The sequence below is a fragment of the Scytonema hofmannii PCC 7110 genome (assembly GCF_000346485.2).
GTDB lineage: Bacteria > Cyanobacteriota > Cyanobacteriia > Cyanobacteriales > Nostocaceae > Scytonema > Scytonema hofmannii.
Map to the genome: position 1 here is coordinate 1,145,675 of NZ_KQ976354.1, position 23,754 is coordinate 1,169,428.

The 23,754-nt window shown below is 40.3% G+C and carries 22 protein-coding genes, 1 pseudogene and 1 CRISPR repeat array; of the genes and pseudogenes, 8 read left to right on the plus strand and 15 right to left on the minus strand.

Annotated elements, in window-relative coordinates:
- Positions 1 to 2: 2 nt before the first annotated feature.
- From WA1_RS05015 to WA1_RS05030, 4 genes are all read right to left on the minus strand, one after another.
- On the minus strand, positions 3 to 338 hold the full coding sequence (locus WA1_RS05015) for a hypothetical protein (protein ID WP_017743143.1): 336 nt from the start codon (positions 336 to 338) through the stop codon (positions 3 to 5).
- 337 nt (positions 339 to 675) lie between these two features.
- Positions 676 to 987 (minus strand): hypothetical protein, encoded by a 312-nt coding sequence (locus WA1_RS05020; protein WP_017743142.1) that lies wholly within the window; start codon positions 985 to 987, stop codon positions 676 to 678.
- Between the two features lie 9 nt (positions 988 to 996).
- A complete protein-coding gene (locus tag WA1_RS05025; protein ID WP_017743141.1) occupies positions 997 to 1,299 on the minus strand; it encodes a hypothetical protein in 303 nt (100 codons plus the stop codon).
- A 6-nt stretch (positions 1,300 to 1,305) separates the two neighbouring features.
- On the minus strand, positions 1,306 to 1,734 hold the full coding sequence (locus tag WA1_RS05030; RefSeq protein ID WP_017743140.1) for a hypothetical protein: 429 nt from the start codon (positions 1,732 to 1,734) through the stop codon (positions 1,306 to 1,308).
- Between the two features lie 543 nt (positions 1,735 to 2,277).
- Here WA1_RS05030 and cysK point away from each other — a divergent pair.
- A complete protein-coding gene (gene cysK / locus WA1_RS05035) occupies positions 2,278 to 3,222 on the plus strand; it encodes a cysteine synthase A (RefSeq protein ID WP_017743139.1) in 945 nt (314 codons plus the stop codon).
- Positions 3,223 to 3,325: 103 nt separating this feature from the next.
- On the opposite strand, the gene WA1_RS05040 is transcribed toward cysK, so the two are convergent.
- The 4 genes from WA1_RS05040 to WA1_RS56615 form a co-directional block, all read right to left on the minus strand.
- Complete coding sequence (locus WA1_RS05040; protein ID WP_017743138.1) at positions 3,326 to 5,473, minus strand: peptidase domain-containing ABC transporter; 2,148 nt, start codon at positions 5,471 to 5,473, stop codon at positions 3,326 to 3,328.
- Between the two features lie 68 nt (positions 5,474 to 5,541).
- Positions 5,542 to 6,654 carry a T3SS effector HopA1 family protein gene (locus WA1_RS05045; RefSeq protein WP_017743137.1) on the minus strand — a complete coding sequence of 371 codons (1,113 nt, stop codon included), beginning with the start codon at positions 6,652 to 6,654 and terminating at the stop codon, positions 5,542 to 5,544.
- A gap of 104 nt (positions 6,655 to 6,758) precedes the next feature.
- On the minus strand, positions 6,759 to 7,934 hold the full coding sequence (locus WA1_RS05050) for a phosphotransferase (protein WP_017743136.1): 1,176 nt from the start codon (positions 7,932 to 7,934) through the stop codon (positions 6,759 to 6,761).
- 294 nt (positions 7,935 to 8,228) lie between these two features.
- The gene (locus WA1_RS56615) at positions 8,229 to 8,390 is read right to left on the minus strand and encodes a hypothetical protein (RefSeq protein WP_158516596.1); all 162 of its coding nucleotides are present in this window, start codon (positions 8,388 to 8,390) and stop codon (positions 8,229 to 8,231) included.
- A 750-nt stretch (positions 8,391 to 9,140) separates the two neighbouring features.
- Between WA1_RS56615 and WA1_RS05055 the strand changes: the two genes are divergently transcribed.
- Entirely contained in the window at positions 9,141 to 10,475 is a 1,335-nt protein-coding gene (locus WA1_RS05055) for a beta-barrel domain-containing protein (RefSeq protein WP_017743135.1), read from the plus strand.
- Positions 10,476 to 10,804: 329 nt separating this feature from the next.
- Here WA1_RS05055 and WA1_RS05060 read toward each other — a convergent pair whose 3' ends face one another.
- Together WA1_RS05060 and WA1_RS05065 are read right to left on the minus strand one after the other, a co-directional pair.
- Complete coding sequence (locus WA1_RS05060) at positions 10,805 to 11,584, minus strand: hypothetical protein (RefSeq protein WP_017743134.1); 780 nt, start codon at positions 11,582 to 11,584, stop codon at positions 10,805 to 10,807.
- A 266-nt stretch (positions 11,585 to 11,850) separates the two neighbouring features.
- Positions 11,851 to 12,045: a hypothetical protein gene (locus tag WA1_RS05065; protein WP_017743133.1), complete on the minus strand. Its 195-nt coding sequence runs from the start codon at positions 12,043 to 12,045 to the stop codon at positions 11,851 to 11,853.
- Positions 12,046 to 13,263: 1,218 nt separating this feature from the next.
- Between WA1_RS05065 and WA1_RS05070 the strand changes: the two genes are divergently transcribed.
- The 3 genes from WA1_RS05070 (at position 13,264) to WA1_RS05080 (ending at position 16,812) form a co-directional block, all read left to right on the plus strand.
- Positions 13,264 to 14,499 carry a sedoheptulose 7-phosphate cyclase gene (locus WA1_RS05070; protein ID WP_026134619.1) on the plus strand — a complete coding sequence of 412 codons (1,236 nt, stop codon included), beginning with the start codon at positions 13,264 to 13,266 and terminating at the stop codon, positions 14,497 to 14,499.
- Positions 14,499 to 15,332: an O-methyltransferase gene (locus tag WA1_RS05075; protein WP_017743131.1), complete on the plus strand. Its 834-nt coding sequence runs from the start codon at positions 14,499 to 14,501 to the stop codon at positions 15,330 to 15,332. Before WA1_RS05070 ends, WA1_RS05075 begins: the two co-directional genes overlap by 1 nt.
- Before the next feature lie 82 nt (positions 15,333 to 15,414).
- Positions 15,415 to 16,812 carry an ATP-grasp domain-containing protein gene (locus WA1_RS05080; RefSeq protein WP_017743130.1) on the plus strand — a complete coding sequence of 466 codons (1,398 nt, stop codon included), beginning with the start codon at positions 15,415 to 15,417 and terminating at the stop codon, positions 16,810 to 16,812.
- 173 nt (positions 16,813 to 16,985) lie between these two features.
- Here WA1_RS05080 and WA1_RS05085 read toward each other — a convergent pair whose 3' ends face one another.
- Entirely contained in the window at positions 16,986 to 17,195 is a 210-nt protein-coding gene (locus WA1_RS05085) for a hypothetical protein (RefSeq protein WP_017743129.1), read from the minus strand.
- Between the two features lie 390 nt (positions 17,196 to 17,585).
- Positions 17,586 to 18,305 carry an SDR family oxidoreductase gene (locus tag WA1_RS05090; RefSeq protein ID WP_017743128.1) on the minus strand — a complete coding sequence of 240 codons (720 nt, stop codon included), beginning with the start codon at positions 18,303 to 18,305 and terminating at the stop codon, positions 17,586 to 17,588.
- 149 nt (positions 18,306 to 18,454) lie between these two features.
- Here WA1_RS05090 and WA1_RS62075 point away from each other — a divergent pair, with 149 nt between their 5' ends.
- Positions 18,455 to 19,165, plus strand: a complete 711-nt coding sequence (locus WA1_RS62075) for a winged helix-turn-helix transcriptional regulator (RefSeq protein ID WP_017743127.1) — start codon at positions 18,455 to 18,457, stop codon at positions 19,163 to 19,165.
- A 377-nt stretch (positions 19,166 to 19,542) separates the two neighbouring features.
- Positions 19,543 to 20,391: a CRISPR direct-repeat array (repeat unit 37 nt; unit sequence CTTTCAATTAAATGAAACCCGCTTGCGGGATTGAAAC).
- Positions 20,392 to 20,633: 242 nt separating this feature from the next.
- Here WA1_RS62075 and WA1_RS05105 read toward each other — a convergent pair.
- From WA1_RS05105 to WA1_RS05115, 3 genes are all read right to left on the minus strand, one after another.
- A complete protein-coding gene (locus WA1_RS05105; RefSeq protein ID WP_017743126.1) occupies positions 20,634 to 21,524 on the minus strand; it encodes a phytanoyl-CoA dioxygenase family protein in 891 nt (296 codons plus the stop codon).
- A 272-nt stretch (positions 21,525 to 21,796) separates the two neighbouring features.
- Positions 21,797 to 22,114: a hypothetical protein gene (locus WA1_RS05110; RefSeq protein ID WP_017743125.1), complete on the minus strand. Its 318-nt coding sequence runs from the start codon at positions 22,112 to 22,114 to the stop codon at positions 21,797 to 21,799.
- Between the two features lie 73 nt (positions 22,115 to 22,187).
- Positions 22,188 to 22,394 carry a hypothetical protein gene (locus WA1_RS05115; RefSeq protein ID WP_017743124.1) on the minus strand — a complete coding sequence of 69 codons (207 nt, stop codon included), beginning with the start codon at positions 22,392 to 22,394 and terminating at the stop codon, positions 22,188 to 22,190.
- A gap of 168 nt (positions 22,395 to 22,562) precedes the next feature.
- Between WA1_RS05115 and WA1_RS05120 the strand changes: the two genes are divergently transcribed.
- On the plus strand, positions 22,563 to 22,805 hold the full coding sequence (locus WA1_RS05120; protein ID WP_272819070.1) for a hypothetical protein: 243 nt from the start codon (positions 22,563 to 22,565) through the stop codon (positions 22,803 to 22,805).
- A gap of 36 nt (positions 22,806 to 22,841) precedes the next feature.
- Positions 22,842 to 23,676, plus strand: a pseudogene (gene cas6 / locus WA1_RS05125) (CRISPR-associated endoribonuclease Cas6).
- The last annotated feature ends 78 nt before the right edge of the window (positions 23,677 to 23,754 follow it).

Here is a 23,754-nt window from a genome sequence, read left to right on the forward strand (position 1 = left end):
TCCTAGGTGGAAACCCAGTGCAAATCCAACCACAAGCGTGGATGTGCTTCTTTCAGCTTGGACATTGGATCGCGTAGCAGTCGCGTTGCATTTAGGAAAACTACCTGAACTAGCCCCATGTTTTCTGCAACTTCTCGGAGTATTTCCTTGTGAGATTGCACGTGGTGCATTATGTTGTCAGAGCAATAAATTCCTAAATAGAGCAAGCGTTTGGGAGGTCGTCCCCAGTAAGTAGAGATAACTTTCACATAGCAACCGTCTAATAATTCCCCTACTTTTGGGTAATAGTGATTGACGACCCGGAGAAATTCTTGGGTTAGAATGTCTTCACTAATCATTAGAAAATGTGACATTTGTAGGGATTATCACTTTATCTAATATAACATATATTTGTTATATTTATATGACAAATAATTGAAAGAATTACAAATTTAATAATTTATTTCTTAAGTAGGGTGGGCATTGTCCACCATATTTATTTTTGAAGGCAATGCCCACCATATTTATTTGTTGGTGGGCATTGCCCACCAACTACATAGATTTCAAATAAGATGTCTATAGAACAACCGATAAAATTTGTAATTCGTAATTGAATTCCTTTAATTACGAATTACAAATTGATAAATTATCCGGTCACTGGTCACTGGTCACTGGTCACTGGTCACTGGTCACTGCTTACCGAGTGTTACGTTCTGATACCAAAACCTCAGCGACAAGATATGGCAAATCTTTTAGGTCAGCGTACCCTTCCAAACCACGAATAGGAGAGACAAATGTATAGTCTGGATCGCATGCTCCAGTGTCGTAGACTTGAATGTACCAGCGATCGGGTAACCCTGCGACAGACAGTTCCACAACATACCAAGACTGACCAGTAAGACGAGAATTAACAATGACGAACCACTGTCTGTCCTCATCTGAGATATTCCACTCAGCCATGAGAAATTCTAACGCGATGAGTCCTGCGTCAATTTCAGTCAATAGCATTGTTCTTTGTTACTCCTTTCCTTCTTCTGTGGAATTTGGAATTTCAGGATAGAATCCGAGTTGTTTGGAAAGTTCTTTTGTAACATGAATGAGAAATTTTGCACCATCCTGATTGCCTTGGTGTGCAAATCCAGTTGCTACCTGTAACATTGTTTGTATTAAACCAGCATCAATTAATTCTAAATGGGCTTCTAAAACTTCTGGTTCTTGACCGTTAGGACAGCGGAGTAATTTGTCAATAAGTTCGCAATACAGTTTGTGACGTTCTTCTAAAGATTGCTCTGAAGTTGGTTCCGAAATTTGTTCTGACATAGGTTTTTATTGCTCAATATTTTGTTGCCAAATTCTTTCCAGCATTTCTACTTGTTGCTGAAAAGTAACTGTTCGATAAATAAGATACTTGTCGTATAAAATAACGAACACTCCTATAAAGATAGGAAAGAATAAAAAAATAAATTGTAATATTTTAACAATTTGATACTTTTCTAAAGAAATTAGGGATTGGTTGGTAAATTTAGTATCAAATAATTGTGTTTGAGATTTGTCAGAATAAGAGTTTGTACCTTTTTGCATGGGTGCTAATTGAACTGAGTTTTCACGACTCCGCTCGATTTCACAACCTAATGACCGTATTTGCACTAGCTCTGTGTGTCGTTCCCAAATTATGCTAAACACAACTAGCGCTGGAGAAAGTACGACGAAAGTTACAAAACAGACTGTGAAGAATTGAACAAATCTAGATTTCATATATCAGTTAACAGTTAGTAGTTAATGGTTAACTGTTTGAAGAAGCCCCCCCTATTTCCTTGGCTTTCGCTTTAGAATATAGGGGGGTAGAGGGGAATCTCTGCGTAAATCCTATAGCTTTTATATCAGGAGGGCTGTTTTAGAATAGTTTCACTCAACCGGATCAAGTTAATTAAATTAATTAGAGTTGTACTCAGGGGTTGGAGTTTTTACTAAATAAGAGTTTTAAAATTATTTTGGGTTATGGGTGCTGGTGTTTTGGCTGGTGGGTACTAGTTTTTCTAAGGTGGGGTTCTAGCATTTGTGTACTCAAGTTTTTTTGCTATGCACTCATTCGCTACAGCTTAATTTCTATATAGAAATAACCTTAATAGGTAGGTTGGGTTGTCCTCATCCCCAACCCAACTCCGTTGAGAGAGAAAGGAGACGAAATCCATTCCCAACTCCGTTGAGAGAGAAAGGAAACGAAATCCATTCCCCTCTTCTTGAGGGAGTGGGTTAGGGTGAGGGGAAACAACAAGGTTTATTTATAGGAGCGGATTGATGCGAATTGCTCGTGATGTTACAGAAGTTATTGGACGGACTCCTTTAGTTCAGTTAAACAAAATACCTCAGTCTGAAGGATGTGTGGCTCGAATTGTGGTGAAATTGGAGGGGATGAATCCCGCCGCGTCCGTAAAAGACCGTATTGCTGCAAGTATGATAAAAGCAGCAGAGGAAGGGGGGTTGATTGCGCCAGGAAAAAATATTTTAGTTGAGCCTACATCTGGTAATACGGGGATTGGGCTAGCTATGGTAGCAGCAGCACGTGGCTATCGTTTAATTCTAACTATGCCTGAAACTATGAGCCTGGAACGACGTGCTATGTTACAAGCTTATGGTGCTTCTTTGGAATTGACTCCGGGAACTGAGGGGATGCGCGGAGCAATTCGCAAAGCAGAAGAAATTGTTGCCAACACTCCTGGCGCTTTCATGTTACAACAGTTCTGCAATCCAGCTAATCCCAAAATTCACAAACAAACCACGGCTCTTGAAATTTGGGCGGATACAGATGGGGAAGTGGATTTTATTATTGCAGGTGTTGGTACGGGTGGAACAATTACTGGAATTGCGGAAGTTATTAAAGAACGTAAGCCAAGTTTTAAAGCGATCGCAGTAGAACCAGCGAACAGCCCTATTTTATCTGGTGGTGAACCAGGATCTCATAAAATTCAAGGTATTGGTGCGGGATTTATCCCAGAGGTTCTCCGCAGAGATTTCATAGATGAAGTGATAAAAGTGAGTGATGAGCAAGCAATGGCTTTCGGTCGAAGATTAGCCAGGGAGGAGGGTTTATTGTCTGGTATTTCTTCTGGTGCGGCTTTGTGTGCAGCAATACAAGTTGCTCAACGTCCGGAAAATGCAGGGCGTTTAATCGTGATGATACAACCTTCTTTTGGGGAACGTTATCTGAGTACGCCAATGTTTCTAGGGAAATTTACTGAATAAAAATTAATACATTTAATTGAAGAAGCCTTTAAGTTTTGTGAGCGTTCGGTTGTGATTGTCTTGTGGAACGGGCGTCTCACCCGCTACATATGACCTTGCTGAATCACGGATTTAAAAAGTCTAAATGCTTACCTGCTTGAGAACGCAATTCTTCTAAAGAACCTTGCATTTTGACTGTACCCCGATCCAACAGCACAATCCAATCTGCACGCTCAATAACTCTTGGGCGATGGCTGACTAGAATTGTGGTTTTCCCTTGCCTATCAAATAACAGCTTGTCTAAGACTTGCGCTTCATTCGCAGGGTCAAGTCCGCCGGTTGATTCATCTAAAATCAGCACGGGTGGATTGTTGACAATGGCGCGTGCTATAGCTAAACGTTGCCTTTGTCCACCAGAAAGATTAACTCCAAACTCTCCTAAAACGGTTTGATATTTTTCGGGTAGCTTGCTGATAAAGTCGTCTGCTTCAGCAATTTGGCAAGCTTTAACAATTTGTTCAAAACTCACACTCGGATATCCTAATCGGAAGTTTTCAACAATAGACCGACTCCAAAAGTGAGCGTCTTGGGGAACAAGCACAACTTGTTGCCGCAAGCATTCTAAAGAAAGGTCTTGCAGGTTATAGATACCAAAGCGGATATTTCCCGATTGAATTTGATATAAACCAGCAATCACTTTTGCTAGGCTACTTTTACCACATCCTGATTCGCCAATGAGGGCAATAACCTTACCACCAGGAATTGTTAAGGAAAAATCTTGCAGTAATTCAACTCTGCCCGGATAATGAAAGTTTAGTTGCTTGCAAACTATATCTGCATTATCGGGAATGTTAACCCAAGCTTTTTCCTCATCACCTAGGGTTTCTGGTGTAGAGTCGATCACTTCTGCTAGTCTGGAAGTTGCTGTTTGTACGTGAGTAAAATCGTCAACAAAATCTATCACAAAATCAAATAAAGAAACCAGATTCCGATTCAGACTTATGAACGCCAGCAGTTGACCTATACTTAATTCTTTACTAATAACCAGGATACTACCAAGCCACAGTAAAACTGCACCGCCAATCTCATAAACCCACCTTGAGAATTGTTTATTAATAATCTCAATTTTAATTGTAGTAAATGCTAGATTAGCTAAGCGACCAAATCTAATTTGCAACTCTTCCCAAAATTGAGGAGCAGCAGTAGTTGTTTTTAGTGTCAATGCACCCTTAAATGTTTCTACCAATACACCCTGGTTTTCTGCTTCTAAAACTATAAGATTGCGAGTTTTTTGCTGTAGTGTTGGAAGAAAAACAATCGTAGATAAAGTCATCATACAAGCTATGACAAAAGCTACAAGCGTTAACTTCCAGCTATAAAATAGCATTATACAAAAACAAATAACCGCAATAAAAAATTTACTGGGAAAACTAACAACTGCTTGTGAAATCAACCTATTAATTTGTTGAATATCTCTTAATCGACTAACAATTTCACCACTTCGACGAGACTCATAGTAATCCAAAGGTAAGCGCAAAATTTGTTGACCAAACTCTAAGATAAGCGTTAACTTAAAGCGCTGGGCAAAATTAGCAATTAGGATATTTTCTACAAGTGTAAGGCTACTTCTGACAGTGTACATTGTTATGACTGCCAGTACGACACCAGTCAGAAGCTGAGCATCACCCCGAACTAAAACATCATCGGTGAGAATTTGGATGAGGAAAGGCGAAGATAAAGAAAGAAAACCTATGAACAGGGCACACAATAAAGCCTCAACGATAATAGCTTGGTAAGGCAAGATACCTTGAAGAAATTTTCCAAAGTTGTTAACTTTATCTTCAGGTAGTGCAAAAAAGCGATTTGGATCTGGCTGTAGTAATAGCAACACCCAATCTTTCCAACCCTCGCTCAACTCCTGTTTGGAAAGATAACGAATACCTACAGATGGATCGCCAACAACATACTTTTTACCATGCTGACCATACAAAACTACCCAGTGATAGCCCTTCCAATGGATAATTGCTGGAAGTGGCATCTCTTTAAGCTTGCTGAGAAACTCAGAGGACGCTTTAGCAGAACGCGTATAAAAGCCCATAGCTTCTGTCCCGCGCCTTAAACCTAGCAAAGTAGTTCCAAGTTGCCCGGTACCTATTGCCTCACGAATGCGGTTGAGGGTAAAGGCACGCCCATAATATCTGGCAATGGAAGCAACACAAGCAGCCCCGCAATCTTCTTCACTATACTGTCGAATAACCTGGTATTTCTTCATGACACAAAATTAACTATATACCTCTCTAGAGGGTCAAAGGAATACAAAGAAAGGGTGCTACTGGCTTTTTATAAAGGGAGATAAATGTCCTCAGAGTTGGCATTTAAATAAGGATGTTGCAACCCAATACCCAACTGGGAGAAATGTTTGTGTATACAGTTCATTCGCCCTTGTTCTGAGTTGTCACCTTTGTGCCAAGCTTCTAATAACGCATTAGCAATGATTCGGCAGCGATTCATGCCAAAATCTTCTTGGGCAGCAAATTTGCAATCGGGTTCTTCCGCCAAACTCAGTCCTGGTGTTAAAGGCTTGGTGAATAGGGGTAATTGATTGCGAAAATGGCATTTATTCTCTATAGAAATACTCTGAAGGACTTGGTGAACTAGTTGGTAGTTGTGACGCTGAAACTGGAGAACTCCACAGTCGTAGCGATAGTATTTATCGGGATCGTATAAAACCTTAAAGGTGAAGGGGATACTCATTTCGTTGAGTTGCTGCGTTAAGCTTTTCATCACAGCAAGAGCACCTTCGGAACTAAAATTAAAATAGATATTTACAGTTTGAGTCGCTTCTTCTTCACAACTGTCCATCAACCCTGCATCCCCAACTGCCACGTAAAATTCCTGTTCTAGCAGGTTGGATGGCATCTTTATGGCAACGATATCACCTACAGTGGCAGATTGTTGGGTGAATTGCGGATAGCGAGCTTCCTGAGAGTAATCTACGCTAACGCGCTCAACATGCAATGTCAAGTTATCTTTTTGTACAGCCAGCAGATCGTCGCTTTCTTGCCGCAACACGCGCCATCCAAGATCGAAGTAGCCTTTTCCACAATTACTTTTTTGCAAACCTTCGTAAAAATCCCGGTTTAGTCCCCTGATTGTATTGTTCTCTAGATTTTCCTCGCTTTCTAAAGAATCTGAGTTGGTACTCATTGCCAGAGTCTCTTTTAAGTCACCGTTATAATAAATTCCATAGAGAAAAGTTCGCAGTTGTAAGTTGAGATACTTATTTTGGATCTCCGTCGGTAGTTGTTGCAGGGAAGCGACTACTTCTGCTGACAACTCTAATGGGTTGTAGTCTGGATGAATAATACAAAAATTCGCTTGAATTTGAACCTTGCTAACAATGTCAGAAATAGGACTTAGCAGTTGATTTGGCAGAGCACCTAGTAATTGCATAATCAGTGTTACATTTTGTCTAAAAATTTGCTGTTGTAGCTTTAACTTGCCTACTACGTGACAATACTTGACAGCATTGAATTATACATTTGCAAATTTCGCGCTTAAGCGCTAATAGGATGAAGATCGCTTAGTTCAGATGCTGTCTTCCCAAAGATAATCGGTAACGATCGCTCCGGTTCGCACAATAGTGTCTTGGCAACCTGAAGCATACAAACTCCTCTGTTGCCAAAGGGTTCGTGATAGCGAATCCTGATTTGAATTTTTTCTAACAATGCCATACCAGTGAATTGCATGACTTTTAGCAAAAAATTTGGGTAAGCATCTATGATTTCAGGAAATTTCTGAAAATAACCTTGTATAAGTGCATTAATACTTGGTTGGATCTTCTCTAATGGAGTGGTGGCTAGTTGCAAAGCTATTGCTAAATCAATCTCTGTACTGATAATTAAGCTACTGAGCCATATATTTAGGTAGCTGGCAATAACTCTTCCTAAATCAAATGCAGGATCGCCCCAAGTACATCTTTCCCAATCAATGATTCGTATGATACTGTTGGCTGATTCATCTATATTGGAAAGCGATTGCTGCCATTGATTGTTCAGTAAAATATTGTTCAGTTTTAAGTCATTGTGGATTAAACAGCGCCGCTGATAAGTGTTTTTTAGTTTTGCGATCGCTTCCCCAAAACTTTCATAACGCTGATAAAGTTTAAAAAACTTGAAATTATCAGATGTAACCCGAGCAAAAATTTCTGGTTTCAGCTTTTCTAAACCCTGTAAAAAGTTTGGTTTTTTCTCAAGTTCTTGACTATCATAAAATAAAAAAAATTTATAAATATTGCTTTCAAAAGTCTTGCTATGAAATATCGCAAGCGATTTTCCAATTTCCCAGGCAATAGATGTCGGAAAAGTCTGTTCTTGATCGTAATAATCTTCTAAATCGCAATAGTTATCCAAGTAGTTAAAAATAATTATGTAACTACTTGGATCGAAATGAACTACCTCGGATATAAATGAGCTAATATGTGCTACTTCTGGAAAAGCTGACAACCATTCATGAAATCTCCATTCTTTTACAAACTCATTTTTTGTCTTTCCTTCTTTGTTATAACGCTCTTGCTTAATTAATAAATGACGATTATTTGGAATAGTGACTAATAAATTGAAGTTTTTCGAGCTTCTGGATTCAATCTTGCTAAGAGCTTGCTCTTTTTGAGTGCATAGCCCATGTTCAATTAAATAATTAACAACATTATGAGAACTTAATACAAATGTCATAGCTAATAATTATAATCAAATACGTTAAAAAAGTCTTTTTGAGTTAAAGCTTCGCTCTACCAGATTGATGACAATGCAAGAATAGTAGAGTTCTTATGACCATTGAACGATTACATCAATGGCGATAAAAACCCTACTTTTCATCAAGAAATAACGATTACAACCTCTGAAAAAGGCTCTGAAAAGCTTTCGGCTATAGCTGCTGTAATTCGTCAAAAGGTGACGAATTGAGAACAAATTAAAAAGAATAGCTTTACCATTGGTACCCGCAACTATAGCTGTTGCTTTTACGCTTTAACTCTTACTCTTACTCCGACTCTTGCTCCGACTCTTACTGCCACTCTTGGACGAGTTGTATTTGCCCCGTTTGCCACCACCAGTTATCGTGGATTCATCTTCTGCTGATAAATCTGTAAGGAAATTTTCAGCAACAGAAAACAGGTTTAATGCACCCATCTTACGCCTCCAGTATGAATAAAGTGTTCTAAAGTAGCCTACTCTTAACTTGATTTTAACTTTGAGTAAACCTGATATTAACCAATATCATAAAAATAATACAGAAAAATCGTTACTAAGGTAGATGACTGCAAAATAGTCTTCTACTCTATGTCTTTCTTCAGTAAAATTATTTAAGTAATTTTATGTTTTTTGTAATACATATTACTTTTTTTAATTGAATTATTAGAAAATACTTAGTATTCTTGCCCGGATTTAAGGGAAAATTTTATTCAACCTAGCGAGAGCGAAATTGCGGCTATACAAATGAAATCAGACGGGCGTGGGTTATTTTAATAAAGTCCACTTAGGTGGACTTTGTTTGTATAGTTGCGAATTATATTCGCGCCTAGTGGTTGTGAATTTCTCATGAATGATTTAGGATTGCTATACTAAAGTATTCTGAGTGAAACTAACCAATAAATTGTAGTTAAGTGCTATCTGTGTAAAAAAGTGGTTAGTTATTACAAGAGATAAATTAAGTATTAAATGTAAATAAAATTACTGTTCTCAAAGTTAAGTTGATTCTTTATTTTGTTACATATAACACTAATTTTTCAGTGTTATAATTCGCTAAATAAAATAGTGAATTTTTAAGATAAACTTTACTAAAGTAAAAGTTTGGGTAAGCGCTGCAACTACAGCCCAATGCTTTGTCGAGAAAGGAGTCCAATTTATTTAGCAATAGTTTTTTACATTAATTAATTAATTATGATTGGAGAAAAACACCCAGAGTTTTTACGTACAGTTAAAAGTGACGAATTTGTACCAACAGTCAGCCGTTGGGTAACCCTCGGAGGACTGATTTTGATTGGGAGTTGTGGCGTCGCTATTTTACTTGCCAGTATTATCCAATACCCAATCAGTGTGAGAGCCGCCGCTAGTGTTCGACCTGCGGGAGAATTGCGAATTGTGGAAGCAGCAACATCAGGAGTCGTAAACAATATCCTGGTGAAAGAAAATCAGATTGTTGACAAAGGTCAAGAAATAGCCACTATTGACAGTTCCCAACTCCGAACCCGAAAAAATAATATAAAGCTCAATATTCGGCAAAATTACTTAAAACTTGCCCAAATCAATGCCCAGATGAAGGCACTACAAACTCAAATCACGGCTGAGTCAAATGCGATGCAACGAGCGATCGCATCTGCGGAAGCTGAACTCAGTCGCAGTCAACGGGAATATCAAGACAAACAACTTATCGCTCAAGCGGAAGTACAAGAAGCCTTAGCTACTTTGGAGTTTGCAAAAGAAGAAATGAAGCGATATCAACAGCTAGGGAAAACAGGGGCGATTTCCCTGTTACAAATCCGGGGGAAAGAACAATCTTTCAAAGCTAGCCAAGCTAAACTTCAACGCGCCAAAGCTGCACTTAATCCCAGTATATCTACAGTGGCGATCGCACAAGAAAATATTGCCCAACAAAGAGCAAGAGGTGAGTCTACTCTTGCTGGATTGAACAAAGAAAAAGAAAGCATGCTTCAACGTCGGATTGAAATTGAAAATAAAATTAGCCTTGACTATCAAGAACTTCAACAAATTCTCAAAGACCTGGAAAAAACTATCATTCGCACACCAGAGAGAGGCACTATTCTCAAACTAGAACTGCGAAATGCCGGTCAGGTTGTACGCCCCGGACAAGCAATCACTCAAATTGCTCCCAGCAACACCCCTCTGGCGATCAAAGCCCGTATTGCGGCTGACGATATTAGTAAAGTTCTACTTTGTAAAGCCTCACAAGTTGCAGATTGCAAACAGGGGAACGTTCAAATGCGGGTGTCTACTTATCCTTACCCAGATTACGGAACCCTCAAAGGAGCTGTCAGAGCAATAACTGCCGATACTATTACACCGCAACGTAATAGCAATATCTCAATACCGCCCTTCTACGAAGTGACTATCGAACCAGAGAAACTTTATTTAGAGAAAGGAAATCAGCAATATCCCATTCAACCAGGTATGGAAGTTACAGCAGATATTATTTTCCAACAAGAGACGGTGCTGACATTTATTTTGAGAAAAGCTAGGTTATTAGCAGGTTTTTAAGCTGACAGTTCTTGAGCTATGGTAGGGTTAGCACATCTAAAAATGTAGCTAATTGTACAGACGTTTAATTACGTCTTGGAATAGGATGAGACCCACAAAAAGCCCTCTCCCAAATAGGAAAGGGCTGTAGTGCTAGACTACCTTAAGATATAGGAAACACACGCTTAAGGTGTCATTTGCTCCTCAATCTAGCCAAAGCTAAGGACTTTCCAAGAAATAAATTATCCATTTTGTGGCACGGGCGTCCTCGCCCGTTCTAGACTGTTGGCGGGCGGGACGTCCGCACCACAAGAAAAAGTTGAATATTTTTTTATTTGGAAGTCCCTAAATTAAACCAAGTATCTGGTGTTGGGTACTATGGGGAAAAAGGCGTATTCGTACCATGCTGTCCAGATAAAACTACGAATCCACCGTTGGCGTTTTTCGGGATTCAATTCATACTCAAATGCGCCCCGTGCTTCGTCAATGGAAGATAGGTGAGACTCGCAGCCGCAACCATGCTGGTAGGTAAAACCATATTTGGAAGCGATGCTTTGTATTTTCATTTGCACTGCAAAGACTTTTCCTGCATGCAGCACTGCATCCCACCCACGTTTGTGTTCGCGATCGCGAGGATCGAATCTTAGAGCACGTTCTTCAAATACAGTATCTCTGTAAATAGGCGCAAGGTGAACTTGGTAAAAGCTTGCAGGAAGTTCGTAACCAAACTCTTGAAACAGTTCCTGTGCAATACGAGCAACCTTAAGTTCGTTCGCCCACTCCGAGCCTTTTGACTCAAATTCACGAAGGCTTTCTGAAAAATCGGGATATTTCTCAATCTTAAAGTCTTGCCCGTAAAATTCCAGTGTTTCTTTTGCTAACTGTCCAAATATCTCAGTCAATGCTGGCTTGAGGCGAGCAAGTTCCGGGCGTTCGTTAAACAAGTCAACATCACCCTGTTCTAACTTGTACTGGAACAATTGCGCCATTTCAACATAGCTCTGACGGCTTGTCAGTCCAAAGCTAGCCTCTCCTGTAGCAATGTCTTGCCACACCTTTGGTAATTGAGAGATGGGAGCCGCATTCTCTCCAGCGATCGCTAAAACTTGAGGTGGATTGAGAAGAATCATATCTTGTTCTCTAGAGGTACATCCGTAGCAAGATTAAAATTGAGTTTACACTGATTAGCTCTTTTACAGTGTGGAGGGTCAAACCCATCACCACCTTATTGCGTACCTTTTTCTCTCATTTCTTGCTGTCGCATAGAAAATTGATATTAGCTCAAACCGTTAGTATGTAGCTCTTGATGCTATGGAAATCATAACAGCGTGTTGAATTTTAAATGGTTAGTGGTTAGTTGCACGACTAACCACTAACAACTAACCACTAACTATTTTTATACTTGAGTCACGTCTTCCTGATTTAACTGCTGCTCCACGTTACTAATAGCAGCATTTAAACCAGCAAGTTTGGTTTCTAAATCATCTCGCATAGTCTTCATAAATTTCAGCTTGCTTTCAAGGCGGGCTTTGCGAGAAACAGTTTCCCCACCATAGCAAGAGTTATTATACCAAAAAGAAAATGGAAACATAGTTCGCCGTTTTGAAATAAGAGCATATTTAAATTGTGGCGAAACTCTAGATAAAATAACGGCAATAAGATTGGGGGAAAACCGTCCAGGGAAATCCGGTTTTCAATCTTGGTTAAAAGCAGCTTGAACGTGATTAATACCTTTGCCTGTAATTATACCCTCGGAGAGAGGTAAAAAACGGTAAAGACATTTATTATCATGTAGACTCCAAGAAATTATTATTATCCCATTACAAAACGAGGTTTCGACCAAGTTAGTCCATTGCAAGCGTTCGCGAGTGCGTGTGCTTTATGATTATTTGCACCAGATGACTTAGTTAATGTAGTGGTTTCTCTCTTAAGGTTGCCTGAGGTGTGATTATAAGTATTTAGGTAAGCACAAAAAAACTTCCCGATCTTTCTTAATCCCCCTTTTTCCTTCAAATGCCTTAATGGTTAATAAATTGTTAAGAAATTTAAATTTTTTCTCATTTATGTTTTGCAATTTTCACAATAGCACGATCCTAACTTTGAGGACTAGTAAATATAATTACCACTTTCTTGAAGGGTACATATGTGTGATTTTGTGTATTCTGATGTCTTACTTCCTTTGGTGCTCTAAAGCTACCGATGTTTGTAGAGTGGGCATTGCCCACAATTTAATGTCAGTGGGCGAGATGTCCACCCTACGCTTATAGGTAATCTAGCTAGCTATTGGAGAGTAAAGAGGAGATCGAATAAGCAAAAAGACTTAGAAAATGCCTGAAAACCATTAAGCATATCATAATATGGTGCTCGCACTCGCTGTAATAAATATGACTTCTAATGTTTCGTAAACTTGATTGTTTGATTTCTGAGAAAAAATACATTCCATCTTAAATTTTAATTATAAAACATGATATTTTGTTAATTAGGTCAGCAAAAACTGACCGAAGACTACTCTCAAACCTGCTTCTTATATCAGATTTCTGCAAAATGCCAGCAAGTAACCTGATATAAGCAAATTTGACTCTCAAAAAGGCTCAGCAGATTCATTACAAATTCACAAAAGTATGCTCGAAATCGTATTTGGGGAAGAAGTAAGAGTTGATATCCGTTTTTCTGTTGCACTGGATGTATCTTTTGGGTGATTTATTCAAAGGTACATTTGGGGTTTGTTTGATAGTGTGCAGATTTTAATTGTCTTGTGAATAGTCCCCTAATTTTATTAGGGGATATTGTCAACTTAGGGTCAACAAGAATGAGTACCGTACAAACAAAGTTTGAAGCTACTGAAAGCGCTTTTCACGTAGAAGCTTACGAAAAGATTGAGTATAGCCTGGTTTATGTTGATGGGGTTTTCTCAATCAAAAATACTGAGTTGGCAGAAGTCTATAGAGATTTTGGACGTTGTCTAGCTGTTGTAGATACTAATGTAAACAGGCTATATGGCAGCCAAATGCAGGAGTATTTCGAGTATTACGACATTGACCTTACCGTTTTTCCGATTACGATTGCTGAGCCAAACAAAACTATTGAATCGTTTGAGACGATTATAGATGCTTTTGCTGATTTCAGGTTGGTTCGTAAGGAACCCGTACTGGTTATTGGCGGTGGACTGACTACAGATGTAGCAGGTTTTGCTTGTTCTGCTTATCGTCGGAGTTCTAATTACATTCGTATTCCTACAACTCTCATCGGGTTGATTGATGCAAGTGTGGCTATTAAGGTAGCTGTTAATCACAAAAAGCTGAAAAATCGCTTGGGTGCTTATCACGCTTCTAAAAAAGTTTTCCTGGATTTTTCGTTTTTGCAAACTCTTCCCACAGCACAAGTCCGCAATGGTATGGCGGAACTTGTGAAAATTGCTGTGGTTGCTAACAAAGAGGTCTTCGATTTGTTGGATGAGTATGGTGAGGAATTACTCCGCACTCATTTTGGTTACGTTGATGCTGAACCAGAAATTAGAGATGTAGCTCATAAGGCTACTTATGAAGCTATCAAAACTATGTTGGAGTTGGAAATTCCCAATCTCCGTGAATTAGACCTCGATCGCGTTATTGCTTACGGTCACACTTGGAGTCCGACTTTGGAATTGGCTCCTCGCATTCCTATATTCCACGGTCATGCAGTCAATATTGACATGGCTTTATCAGCAACAATGGCTGCACAACGAGGTTATATTACTAGCGAAGAACGCGATCGCATTCTAGGTTTGATGAGTCGTCTCGGTCTCGCCTTGGATCATCCCCTCATGGATGAAGAACTCATGTGGCGTGCAACTCAATCGATTATCCTGACAAGAGACGGTTTGTTAAGAGCAGCAATGCCCAAACCCATTGGCAATTGCTTCTTTATGAACGACTTAACTCGCGAGGAACTGGCTTCTGCTATATCCGAACACAAACATCTGTGCCAAAACTATCCTCGTGGTGGTGAGGGTGTAGAAATGTATCCAGATTCTTATAAGCCAGAACTCGTTGGGAGTGAAGCTTAATGTCTCAGCCTCAAGTTGCCGAAAAACCAATCGCTAGACCTGTTACACCATTGGGAATTTTAGCAAAACAGCTAGAAACCATTTTACAAGCCTTAGATGGGCAACCACCCAGTCTGCTAACTAGAGACCTTGACTTAGCATGGCGCTTGGCAGCTGGTTTAGACCCTTACCTAGAAGAATGTACCACCAATGAATCTTCTGCTTTAGCAGCGTTAGCAAAGAAAACTGCTGATGAAGCTTGGGGTCAGCGTTTTCATGAAGGGTCTACGGTACGGGAACTAGAACAGGAAATGCTTTCAGGTCATGTAGAAGGACAAACTCTCAAGATGTTTGTGTACATGACCAAAGCCAAGAAGATACTAGAAATTGGTATGTTCACTGGCTATTCTGCATTAGCAATGGCAGAAGCACTACCACCCGATGGAGAACTAGTTGCTTGTGAAATTGACCAATACACTGCTGAGTTTGCCCAATCCGCTTTTCAGGCATCCCCCCATGGAGAGAAAATTCGTGTAGAAGTGGGTGGTGCATTAGACATTTTGCAAAAACTCGCAGCAGCTGGTGAAACCTTTGACTTTGTGTTTATTGACGCTGATAAGAAGGAGTATATAAAGTACTTCCACACCCTGTTGGAAAAAGATTTGCTAGTTCCTGGGGGATTTATCTGCGTGGATAATACCTTACTACAAGGTCAAGTTTATCTCTCTGCCGATAACCGGACTCCAAATGGTGAAGCGATCGCTCAGTTTAACCGTACCGTTGCTGACGATCCGCGTGTGGAACAAGTCCTGTTGCCATTGAGAGATGGGTTAACTATCATCAGACGGATCTAGTTAGTGGTTAGTGGTTAGTGGCTGATTGTTTTAACCACTAACCACTAACCACTAACCACTAACCATTAACCAACAACCCTTTATGACACAATCCATTTCTTTTTCTTCCCCAGTACCCGCAACACCACCAATTTCTGTAAAAGCACGTTTTATTGCCCTGTTCCAGAACTTAGGTACTTTAACATTGCTCTTGTTAGCGCTACCTGTTAATGCAGTTATTGTTGTAATTTCCTTAGTTTGGAATAGCTTAACTCGTCTTTTCAGTACCCAACAAACAACAGTTGCACGCTCTAAAAATATCCTCATTAGCGGTGGCAAAATGACAAAAGCCTTGCAGCTTGCGCGTTCCTTTGGTGCTGCAGGACACAGAGTCGTTCTCATAGAAACCCACAAGTACTGGTTATCAGGACACCGATTTTCTAATGCCGTTTCTCGCTTTTACACCACTCCCACTCCACAGTACGATCCAGAGGCATATATTCAAACTCTAATAGACATCGTTAAACGAGAAAATATCGATGTTTATGTTCCTGTCACCAGCCCAGTTGCTAGTTACTACGACTCTTTAGCCAAACCAGCACTATCGCCCTATTGCGAAGTCTTGCACTTCGATGCGGATGTGACGAAAATGCTGGATGATAAATTTGCTTTTAGTGAGAAAGCACGAGATCTAGGTTTATCAGTTCCCAAATCATTCAAGATTACAAATCCAGAGCAAGTCTTGAATTTCGATTTTTCCCAAGAAACTCGCAAGTACATTCTCAAAAGCATTCCCTACGACTCTGTACGCCGCTTGGATCTGACTAAGCTACCCTGCGATACACTTGAAGAAACAGCAGCATTTGTTAAAAGTTTGCCAATCAGCCCAGAGAAGCCTTGGATTATGCAAGAGTTTATTCCTGGCAAAGAATTCTGCACTCACAGCACAGTCCGAAATGGAGAGTTAAGACTGCATTGCTGTTCGGAATCTTCAGCTTTTCAGGTCAATTATGAGAATGTTGAGAATCCGGAAATTCAGGCATGGGTGAAGCATTTTGTCAATGGTCTGGGATTTACCGGACAAGTTTCCTTTGACTTTATCCAAACCGATGACGGGAAGGTTTATGCAATTGAATGCAACCCCCGAACCCATTCGGCGATTACAATGTTTTACAATCATCCTCAAGTGAGTGATGCTTATTTAGGAACAGAGCCTTTAACTGAACCTTTACAACCATTACCTAACAGCAAGCCTACATATTGGTTGTATCATGAAGTTTGGCGGTTAACTGGAATTCGTTCTTTTTCTCAGCTTCAAAATTGGGTAAGGAACATTTTCAGAGGAACTGATGCTATCTACAAGTTGCACGATCCATTGCCGTTTTTAACGGTACATCACTGGCAAATCCCTTTGTTATTGCTGAATAACTTATGGCAACTGAGAGGCTGGACGAAAATAGATTTTAATATTGGGAAACTAGTAGAATTTGGTGGCGATTAACAGTGACCAGTGATCGGTGACCAGTGATGAGTGAATTAACTAACACTCAGGAACTTTAACTATGAAGATTATTACACAAGCACATATCGTCTCTTATGCAGAGGCTAAGACTCTTTTCCTTTAACACACGCACAACAGGTTGCTTGGTTCTCGTATAAATTAGCCCCACAGTTTTAATTACCTGGTTGTGACCAACCTTTGATAGCGGATTTTGCAACCTTAAGATACTTATTTTCCAAGATGAACTCGTCAATGGCTGTTTCACCACTTGCTTGTAAGGCACTAACTACGCGACGTTTAAAGCTGGGTGTGGTTTCATCATTGACGTAAGCGACTTTCTCTGAATCAGTAGCAGTAGGATTAGTACGCTCCAACTGTTTCAAAAGCTGTTGAATTTCTGCTGCGGCTTCCGCATCGCTTAATTCTCATGACAAATAGCGGCTTTAGGTTTTGACTTTTCATCATCTTAATCCATCGCTCAAAATCCTGTCTAGAAGTCTAGAAGAGAGTTTTAGTATTGCCCCCAAAATGTCTGTTCTAAGTTTTATTTATTAAAAATAAAGCTCAAGGATTGATTGCCAAAATTCCACCTTAGTTTAGAGCATTGTTAATATTTTTCTCCAGTCATATTAATTAAAGAGCTATATGTCACAGCCAAGCGCTTTGATAATAATTGCTTAACTGTGACAATTACCTAAATCTTGACTATGTCATGACAAAGAGGTCACTAGCGCTAATGGTTGGTCTATTTGATAGCATTGTAGATAAGTCTTTTAAACGGGTTGGTCTCTGGGAACTACCAAGAGATGAGGAATCAGAACATGCTCTGGCTGCTCTAAGATAAACCGGACGCAACGAGCAATATCTTCTGGTTGCAAAGCACCACCAGAATTAATGTAGGATTTGTCTTCTGCATTCCAATGGTCGTAAAGCCCTGTGTCTACTGTCCCTGGTGCGATCGCAGCCACTTTAATGCCAGTACCTGCTAGTTCCATTCGCAAAGCGTCTGTGAAAGCTTCAACCGCATACTTTGTGCCATTATATGCGCCGTAACGAGGTACTGTTTTCAAGCCGGAAATACTTGATGTATTAATCAGAAAGCCACTGCCTACTTGTTTAAAGTGCCGCAGCGCTATGTAAGCCATCCTATAAACAGATTCAACGTTTAAACGAACCATTTGACAAATAGCCTCAATGTCTACTTCTTCAATGGAACCGACAGTCATCCCACCTGCGTTATTCAGAACCACATCGAGTTGACCAAAAGTTTGAAGTGCGAAATTCACCAGTTTTTGGGGCATATCTACATCTGTGATGGCTCCTGCAAGAACACTAGCATTGTTCAGTGATGCAGCCAGTTGATCGAGCTTATCTTGCGATCGCGCACTCAGCACTAGTTTCATACCTAAAGCATCGAGTTCTTTAGCAATCGCTGCACCAATACCGCTACTAGCACCTGTGATGATAACTACTTTGTTTTGTAGAAAACTCATAATCTCCTCTGAATTATCAAACCTTTTTTGAGATAAAATTTCGTAGCCCTTTGTTGAAAAATTTTTCTCCTAAGCGTGGCTGTATCTTGAAATAAGGAATAGCACGAGCCATCAATAGTTACCAAATAGATACTAATGGAATTGTGAGTATGCCAAAGACAGAGTATAACTGCCCAGTTGAAGTGACGCTTGACGTGATTGGCGGTAAGTGGAAATGTGTTATCTTGTGGTGGCTGAGACGAGACGCAAAGCGGTTTGGAGAATTGAAACAGTTAATTCCAAGAATCACTCAGAAGGTTTTAACTGAGCAATTGAGAGAACTCGAAAGAGATGGATTGATTCGTCGCGAAACCTATCGTGAAGTCCCTCCTCGCGTAGAATATTCACTGACTCCATATGGCGAAAGCGTGCGCCCTATTACGGAGTTAATGTGTACCTGGGGAAAAACTCATAAACCAGGATACCAGTTTGGCTACTTGCGATTGCAAGGCTTACGCATTCTCATCGTCTCTAGTGAAACATCAGTTTGCGATCATCTCCAATGTGTGATAGAAGAACGTGCTGCAAAAGTTCTAGCTGTTAGGAATGTCACTGCTGCTTTAACAACAATACAGCAAATGCAACCAGATGCAATGATTGTTGACATTGGAAGACTAGGCGAGGATAGTTATGCACTTATTCAGCAAATGAGAAGTCTTGAGACAGTACAAAGAAGACAAACTCCAGCAATTGCGCTAACGAGGAGTGACTCAGATCGTGGACGAGCAATTTCCGAAGGATATCAAGTACATATTGCTGAGCCTTTTGAACCAGTCGAGTTGGTAGCTATTTTTGCCAGCCTCACCAGTCGTCCAGATTAACCAAAAGATATTCCAGTCTGCGATAAACTATAACACAGGTAGAAAAGTTCATTAACCCAGAAGATTCTCTGCGAATCTCTATATTAGATTATTTAGATGCAAGATCTGTAAAAAACCATTACCTAGGTTTCCAATAAACCTCGACAAGACGATGCCAGCACCCTATGATGGAAACAGAGACGAAATTTTGGCAGGGCGAAGCGCGGTCGAAAAACCGGGGGGTGCTGCCAAAACGCCAGAACCTTGACAACGTAATATTTCTAGCTTTTTATGAAGACACACACAGCGAGCGATGGAAGCCTGAAATGGACTTTCGAGAGAGGTTTGCCAAAATGCCACGCAAAACTCCTTTAAAATCGTGCTTTCAAGCTCCCCCACTTTCAATTAAATGAAACCCGCTTGCGGGATTGAAACATATATCTATTTTGTTAAAAACAAGAGGCTATGCTACTTTCAATTAAATGAAACCCGCTTGCGGGATTGAAACGAAGAGACTATTAAACGGATTGTTGAAAACTGCGATCTTTCAATTAAATGAAACCCGCTTGCGGGATTGAAACTATTGCCATATGCTTACAATTGCGCGTGGAAACCAACGCTTTCAATTAAATGAAACCCGCTTGCGGGATTGAAACGACAAAACAAGAGGATTTTAGACGCTCGTAAACTTGGCACTTTCAATTAAATGAAACCCGCTTGCGGGATTGAAACATTTATTGGCACCACGAACTTATGAGCGTTGGCTAAACTTTCAATTAAATGAAACCCGCTTGCGGGATTGAAACAGCACTTTAGCCGGAACACTTATGAGGACACCTCCGCGCTTTCAATTAAATGAAACCCGCTTGCGGGATTGAAACCAGCAATTAGCAATTGACTTGGCGAGCGATCGCGCTGCTTTCAATTAAATGAAACCCGCTTGCGGGATTGAAACATAACATGGTTGGCAGCTACGCCCGTAGTGCTTCGCTTTCAATTAAATGAAACCCGCTTGCGGGATTGAAACATTTATATTCAAGAGTCCAGCTTGTATGTGTTCCTGCTTTCAATTAAATGAAACCCGCTTGCGGGATTGAAACATTTTCAAGAACATTATCATATTCAAGATCGTCATCTTTCAATTAAATGAAACCCGCTTGCGGGATTGAAACATAACATATTAGAGGCTTACCAACAGCACCCTAGGTATCTTTCAATTAAATGAAACCCGCTTGCGGGATTGAAACGTCTGGCTAAATTGCAAATAGCGATCGCACCTCAGCTTTCAATTAAAAATGCACAGCAATTAGACATTTCCAAAAATTAATTATGCGTTCCTGAAATCCTTGTAAAGAAGCGCCATAGCGCATCTCGATTTTTTTCCGGAGATGTCTATTGGATATGGAATTACGACGGTGAGTGTGCTGGGCAAAGCGAAAGATTTTGTAGTGCTGATCGCAATGTATACAAGGTTGTAGGGGAATTGCGGCTAATTGATGGTTAGAGTTTTGTGGTGACTAAGTAGTGATGTGGCTGGATGCGTAACTGAATCCTCTGACAAAAGTAACTCGGCTCTGGGATAAGTATCATCCCAAAATTGGGTGCAAAGGTCTGGTCGCTCTGGAGGGTTAGCGGTGTAACAGAAGAATAGCGTTGAGCGCTCTTGTGTGCGTATTGTACCGTGATGTAAAACATTTTTTGTATCCACAATAACAATCGTACCTGCTAGACCTGGACAAGATTTCCAAGCTGATTTGGGAATGACTTTTTCTACATCTTTATCATCTATGCCCATATAGCTTGACTTCCAAAGTTCGTAATAAAGTCGGTAAGATTGCCAACTAAATAAAGAGGTTAAAGAGCGCGGAATGTATTGAAATGGCCCATGTTTTTCCTCTACATCATGTAAGTAAACAAAAATCTTGATTAGACGGCGATCTTCTGCATCGCTATGCCATAACAAAGTACCAAACTGATGGGCATTTGGAAAATCTTTACGTAAATGTACACCATGAAAAGTAATAGGAAGACCTATATAATTTTCGATGATGTTAAGTAGTCTTTTTTCTGTTGCCCAAACAGAGAACTCTGGTAACCCTGTAACTGTGTAAATTTGTGGCCACTTTTCATCTAGATGGTTATTATTTGGCTTTTCCATGCGAGACAACTGATTGTAAGCAGCTTTGAGCAATTTCGAGCTTGAATTTAAGCCTAAATCTGCAAGTGTTGTCACGCAAACGCCATCACGTTTAAGAGTATCAACAATCCAGCGATCTCTTTCTTCTAGTACTGGCCAATTTCTCTTATACTTCCAACGCGTTAGTTCATAAACTAAGTCTGAGTACAGTGCCAGTGTTTTACGTTTAATGGTGTTCAACATGATGCACATCCCTTGAAATTTTAATATTTGTGAGTTAGGAGTGGAGTGGACTCTGTTTATAATCCATATTTCCTGGACTCGATCCGGATTCTCACAAAAACAAAAAAAATAGGGACTTAAACTACTGAAATAATTTGCTGAAACTGTCTATTCTGATAAAACATATAGCGAGTATACTTAGGAAGTAATAAGCATTTCAGGCGACTATTCGGCAAACTTATACTTGTAATATATTGCACCCTATTGAAAACCGCTATATGTTTTCTATCAACTTACACTACAGGATCTTCTCGACCAATTCCAAGACCCAATAAAGTTTTTCTCACATCTCCCCAGTCAAGTCCGCAGTAGTAGTATTTATGCTCTAACAAGTTTGCCAAATAATATCCTGGCTTACCTCCATTGATTCGGAATAACTCAATGGCAACTTTCTTTTTTGTTGTACCAAACATGAATTCAATATCACCTTCGCTTGGCAAATTTAAAGGATTATAAAATACTTTTCCCTTAAGAAAGTGCCAATAAGACTTTTCTGGAGTGATGTTGCGTTGAATAACTCGATATTCAATAGGGTAAATGATTTTCTCCATATCTGCTCCTGAGATAAACTGCAATTAGGAAAGCCCCCAAGGGCTAGTTGGGGGCTACTTGGAGGTTTAGGGATTAGCGTTGGCGATCGCCGTTTTCCTCTTCGTCATCCCCTCGGATGTCGAGATCATCCAAAATGTCCTCTCTATCTACTGGAGTTTCTTGTCCCGATACGGGATCTATTTCAACCCAGGTACGTTGTTTGAACTGAAATTGGAAGATGCGGAAGACGGGCATCCAACCCTCACCTCTCCCATTGCGCCTTTGATTTGGATCTGTCAATTTATCGCCTCCTGTGAGGGTTCAATTTTTCTGTTGTCCCTCATAGTTTAATTTTGTTCCCTGTTAACAGGGGATACAACCCCCAATGCTAATTTTTAGGAAATGACCAAATTACAATAAAAGCTATCAATCGCGGTTAACTGGGATGTGTGCCATAATAATGGAGTTGTGATCGCATCCACAGAGAGTATGTCAAAAGGCAATCCCAATCCGGTTCAAACAAAAGCATTTATCAGCAAGCAGTTTCAAGCTTACGGGGAGATAGATAGCATCCCTCTGTCAAAGAAAGTCACAGGTATTAGACTCCCGCAAGATGTGCATGAAGCATTACACGGGCTGTCTCCAGAAGATAGAGTGAGTTACCTGCGACGCGTCATTTCCGAAGCGGTAAGACGCGATTTGATTTCATGAAACTCTCTATCATTATTTTATAGAGAGAAAAATTTTATGCCCCACAGCCTAGTTCTGCACTTGCTTCCTCAGTCTCCCATTCCACCACAATTTCTCACCGGCAGACATCTCCACGCACTGTTTCTCAACCTTGTAAGTTCCGTAGATCGAGAACTGGGCGATCGCCTTCATGACTCCACAGCTGACAAAGCTTTCACCATCAGTCCCCTACAAGTCAAAGCCAACTCCGGTAACAAAAACAAAATTTCAGACCCAACGTTGCAGTGGGAACACCAAAAACCCATACCAACCGGAACAAGTTGTTGGTGGCGCATATCTTTATTAGACGACAATCTTTTTGGTCAACTTACCCAACTTTGGCTCAATCTTAACCCCACTCATCCTTGGCATCTAGGTTCCTCTGACCTATACATTACCACTATTCTTGGAACTCCCCACACAACACAACCTTGGGCAAATGCCACAACCTACGCTCAATTGTACGAGCAAGCTTCCGATAGCCAGCGTCAAATTGCCCTCAGTTTTTGTACTCCCACTAACTTTCGCCAAGGTCATTTTGATACCGCTTTACCAACTAGAGAATGCGTCTTTAACAGTTTGCTTCAACGCTGGAACAAATATAGCGGTATTACATTAGAACCCAATCTCACAGAACTCATTTTCCCCAGTTTCTTTAACATTCGTACAGCAGTAGCAGTTGACTCACGCAGTAAATTTATCGGCTGTGTGGGGGAAATTAACTATCGGATTTTAGGTCAAATCGATCCCCTCATGATTAAACATATCAATGCCCTAGCTGATTTTGCTCTCTACTGGTGCAGGACGCAAAACCACCATGGGCATGGGAATGGTTCGCCGATTAAGTTGTTAGTTGTTGGTTGTTAGTGGTTAGTTGTTAGTTGTTAGTTGTTTGCCTTCAGCCTTCAAGATACCTCCGCGAAGCGCCCAC

Coding starts and splice junctions, on each gene's coding strand:
- WA1_RS05075 (WP_017743131.1), top strand. CDS start 14,499: ATGTCTCAGCCTCAAGTTGCCGAAAAACCAATCGCTAGACCTGTTACA.
- WA1_RS05080 (WP_017743130.1), top strand. CDS start 15,415: ATGACACAATCCATTTCTTTTTCTTCCCCAGTACCCGCAACACCACCA.
- WA1_RS62075 (WP_017743127.1), top strand. CDS start 18,455: ATGCCAAAGACAGAGTATAACTGCCCAGTTGAAGTGACGCTTGACGTG.
- WA1_RS05040 (WP_017743138.1), bottom strand. CDS start 5,473: ATGAAGAAATACCAGGTTATTCGACAGTATAGTGAAGAAGATTGCGGG.
- WA1_RS05020 (WP_017743142.1), bottom strand. CDS start 987: ATGCTATTGACTGAAATTGACGCAGGACTCATCGCGTTAGAATTTCTC.
- WA1_RS05030 (WP_017743140.1), bottom strand. CDS start 1,734: ATGAAATCTAGATTTGTTCAATTCTTCACAGTCTGTTTTGTAACTTTC.
- WA1_RS05090 (WP_017743128.1), bottom strand. CDS start 18,305: ATGAGTTTTCTACAAAACAAAGTAGTTATCATCACAGGTGCTAGTAGC.
- WA1_RS05070 (WP_026134619.1), top strand. CDS start 13,264: ATGAGTACCGTACAAACAAAGTTTGAAGCTACTGAAAGCGCTTTTCAC.
- WA1_RS05050 (WP_017743136.1), bottom strand. CDS start 7,934: ATGACATTTGTATTAAGTTCTCATAATGTTGTTAATTATTTAATTGAA.
- WA1_RS05015 (WP_017743143.1), bottom strand. CDS start 338: ATGATTAGTGAAGACATTCTAACCCAAGAATTTCTCCGGGTCGTCAAT.
- WA1_RS05105 (WP_017743126.1), bottom strand. CDS start 21,524: ATGTTGAACACCATTAAACGTAAAACACTGGCACTGTACTCAGACTTA.
- WA1_RS05055 (WP_017743135.1), top strand. CDS start 9,141: ATGATTGGAGAAAAACACCCAGAGTTTTTACGTACAGTTAAAAGTGAC.
- WA1_RS56615 (WP_158516596.1), bottom strand. CDS start 8,390: ATGGGTGCATTAAACCTGTTTTCTGTTGCTGAAAATTTCCTTACAGAT.
- WA1_RS05045 (WP_017743137.1), bottom strand. CDS start 6,654: ATGCAATTACTAGGTGCTCTGCCAAATCAACTGCTAAGTCCTATTTCT.
- cysK (WP_017743139.1), top strand. CDS start 2,278: ATGCGAATTGCTCGTGATGTTACAGAAGTTATTGGACGGACTCCTTTA.
- WA1_RS05110 (WP_017743125.1), bottom strand. CDS start 22,114: ATGGAGAAAATCATTTACCCTATTGAATATCGAGTTATTCAACGCAAC.
- WA1_RS05025 (WP_017743141.1), bottom strand. CDS start 1,299: ATGTCAGAACAAATTTCGGAACCAACTTCAGAGCAATCTTTAGAAGAA.
- WA1_RS05060 (WP_017743134.1), bottom strand. CDS start 11,584: ATGATTCTTCTCAATCCACCTCAAGTTTTAGCGATCGCTGGAGAGAAT.
- WA1_RS05065 (WP_017743133.1), bottom strand. CDS start 12,045: ATGTTTCCATTTTCTTTTTGGTATAATAACTCTTGCTATGGTGGGGAA.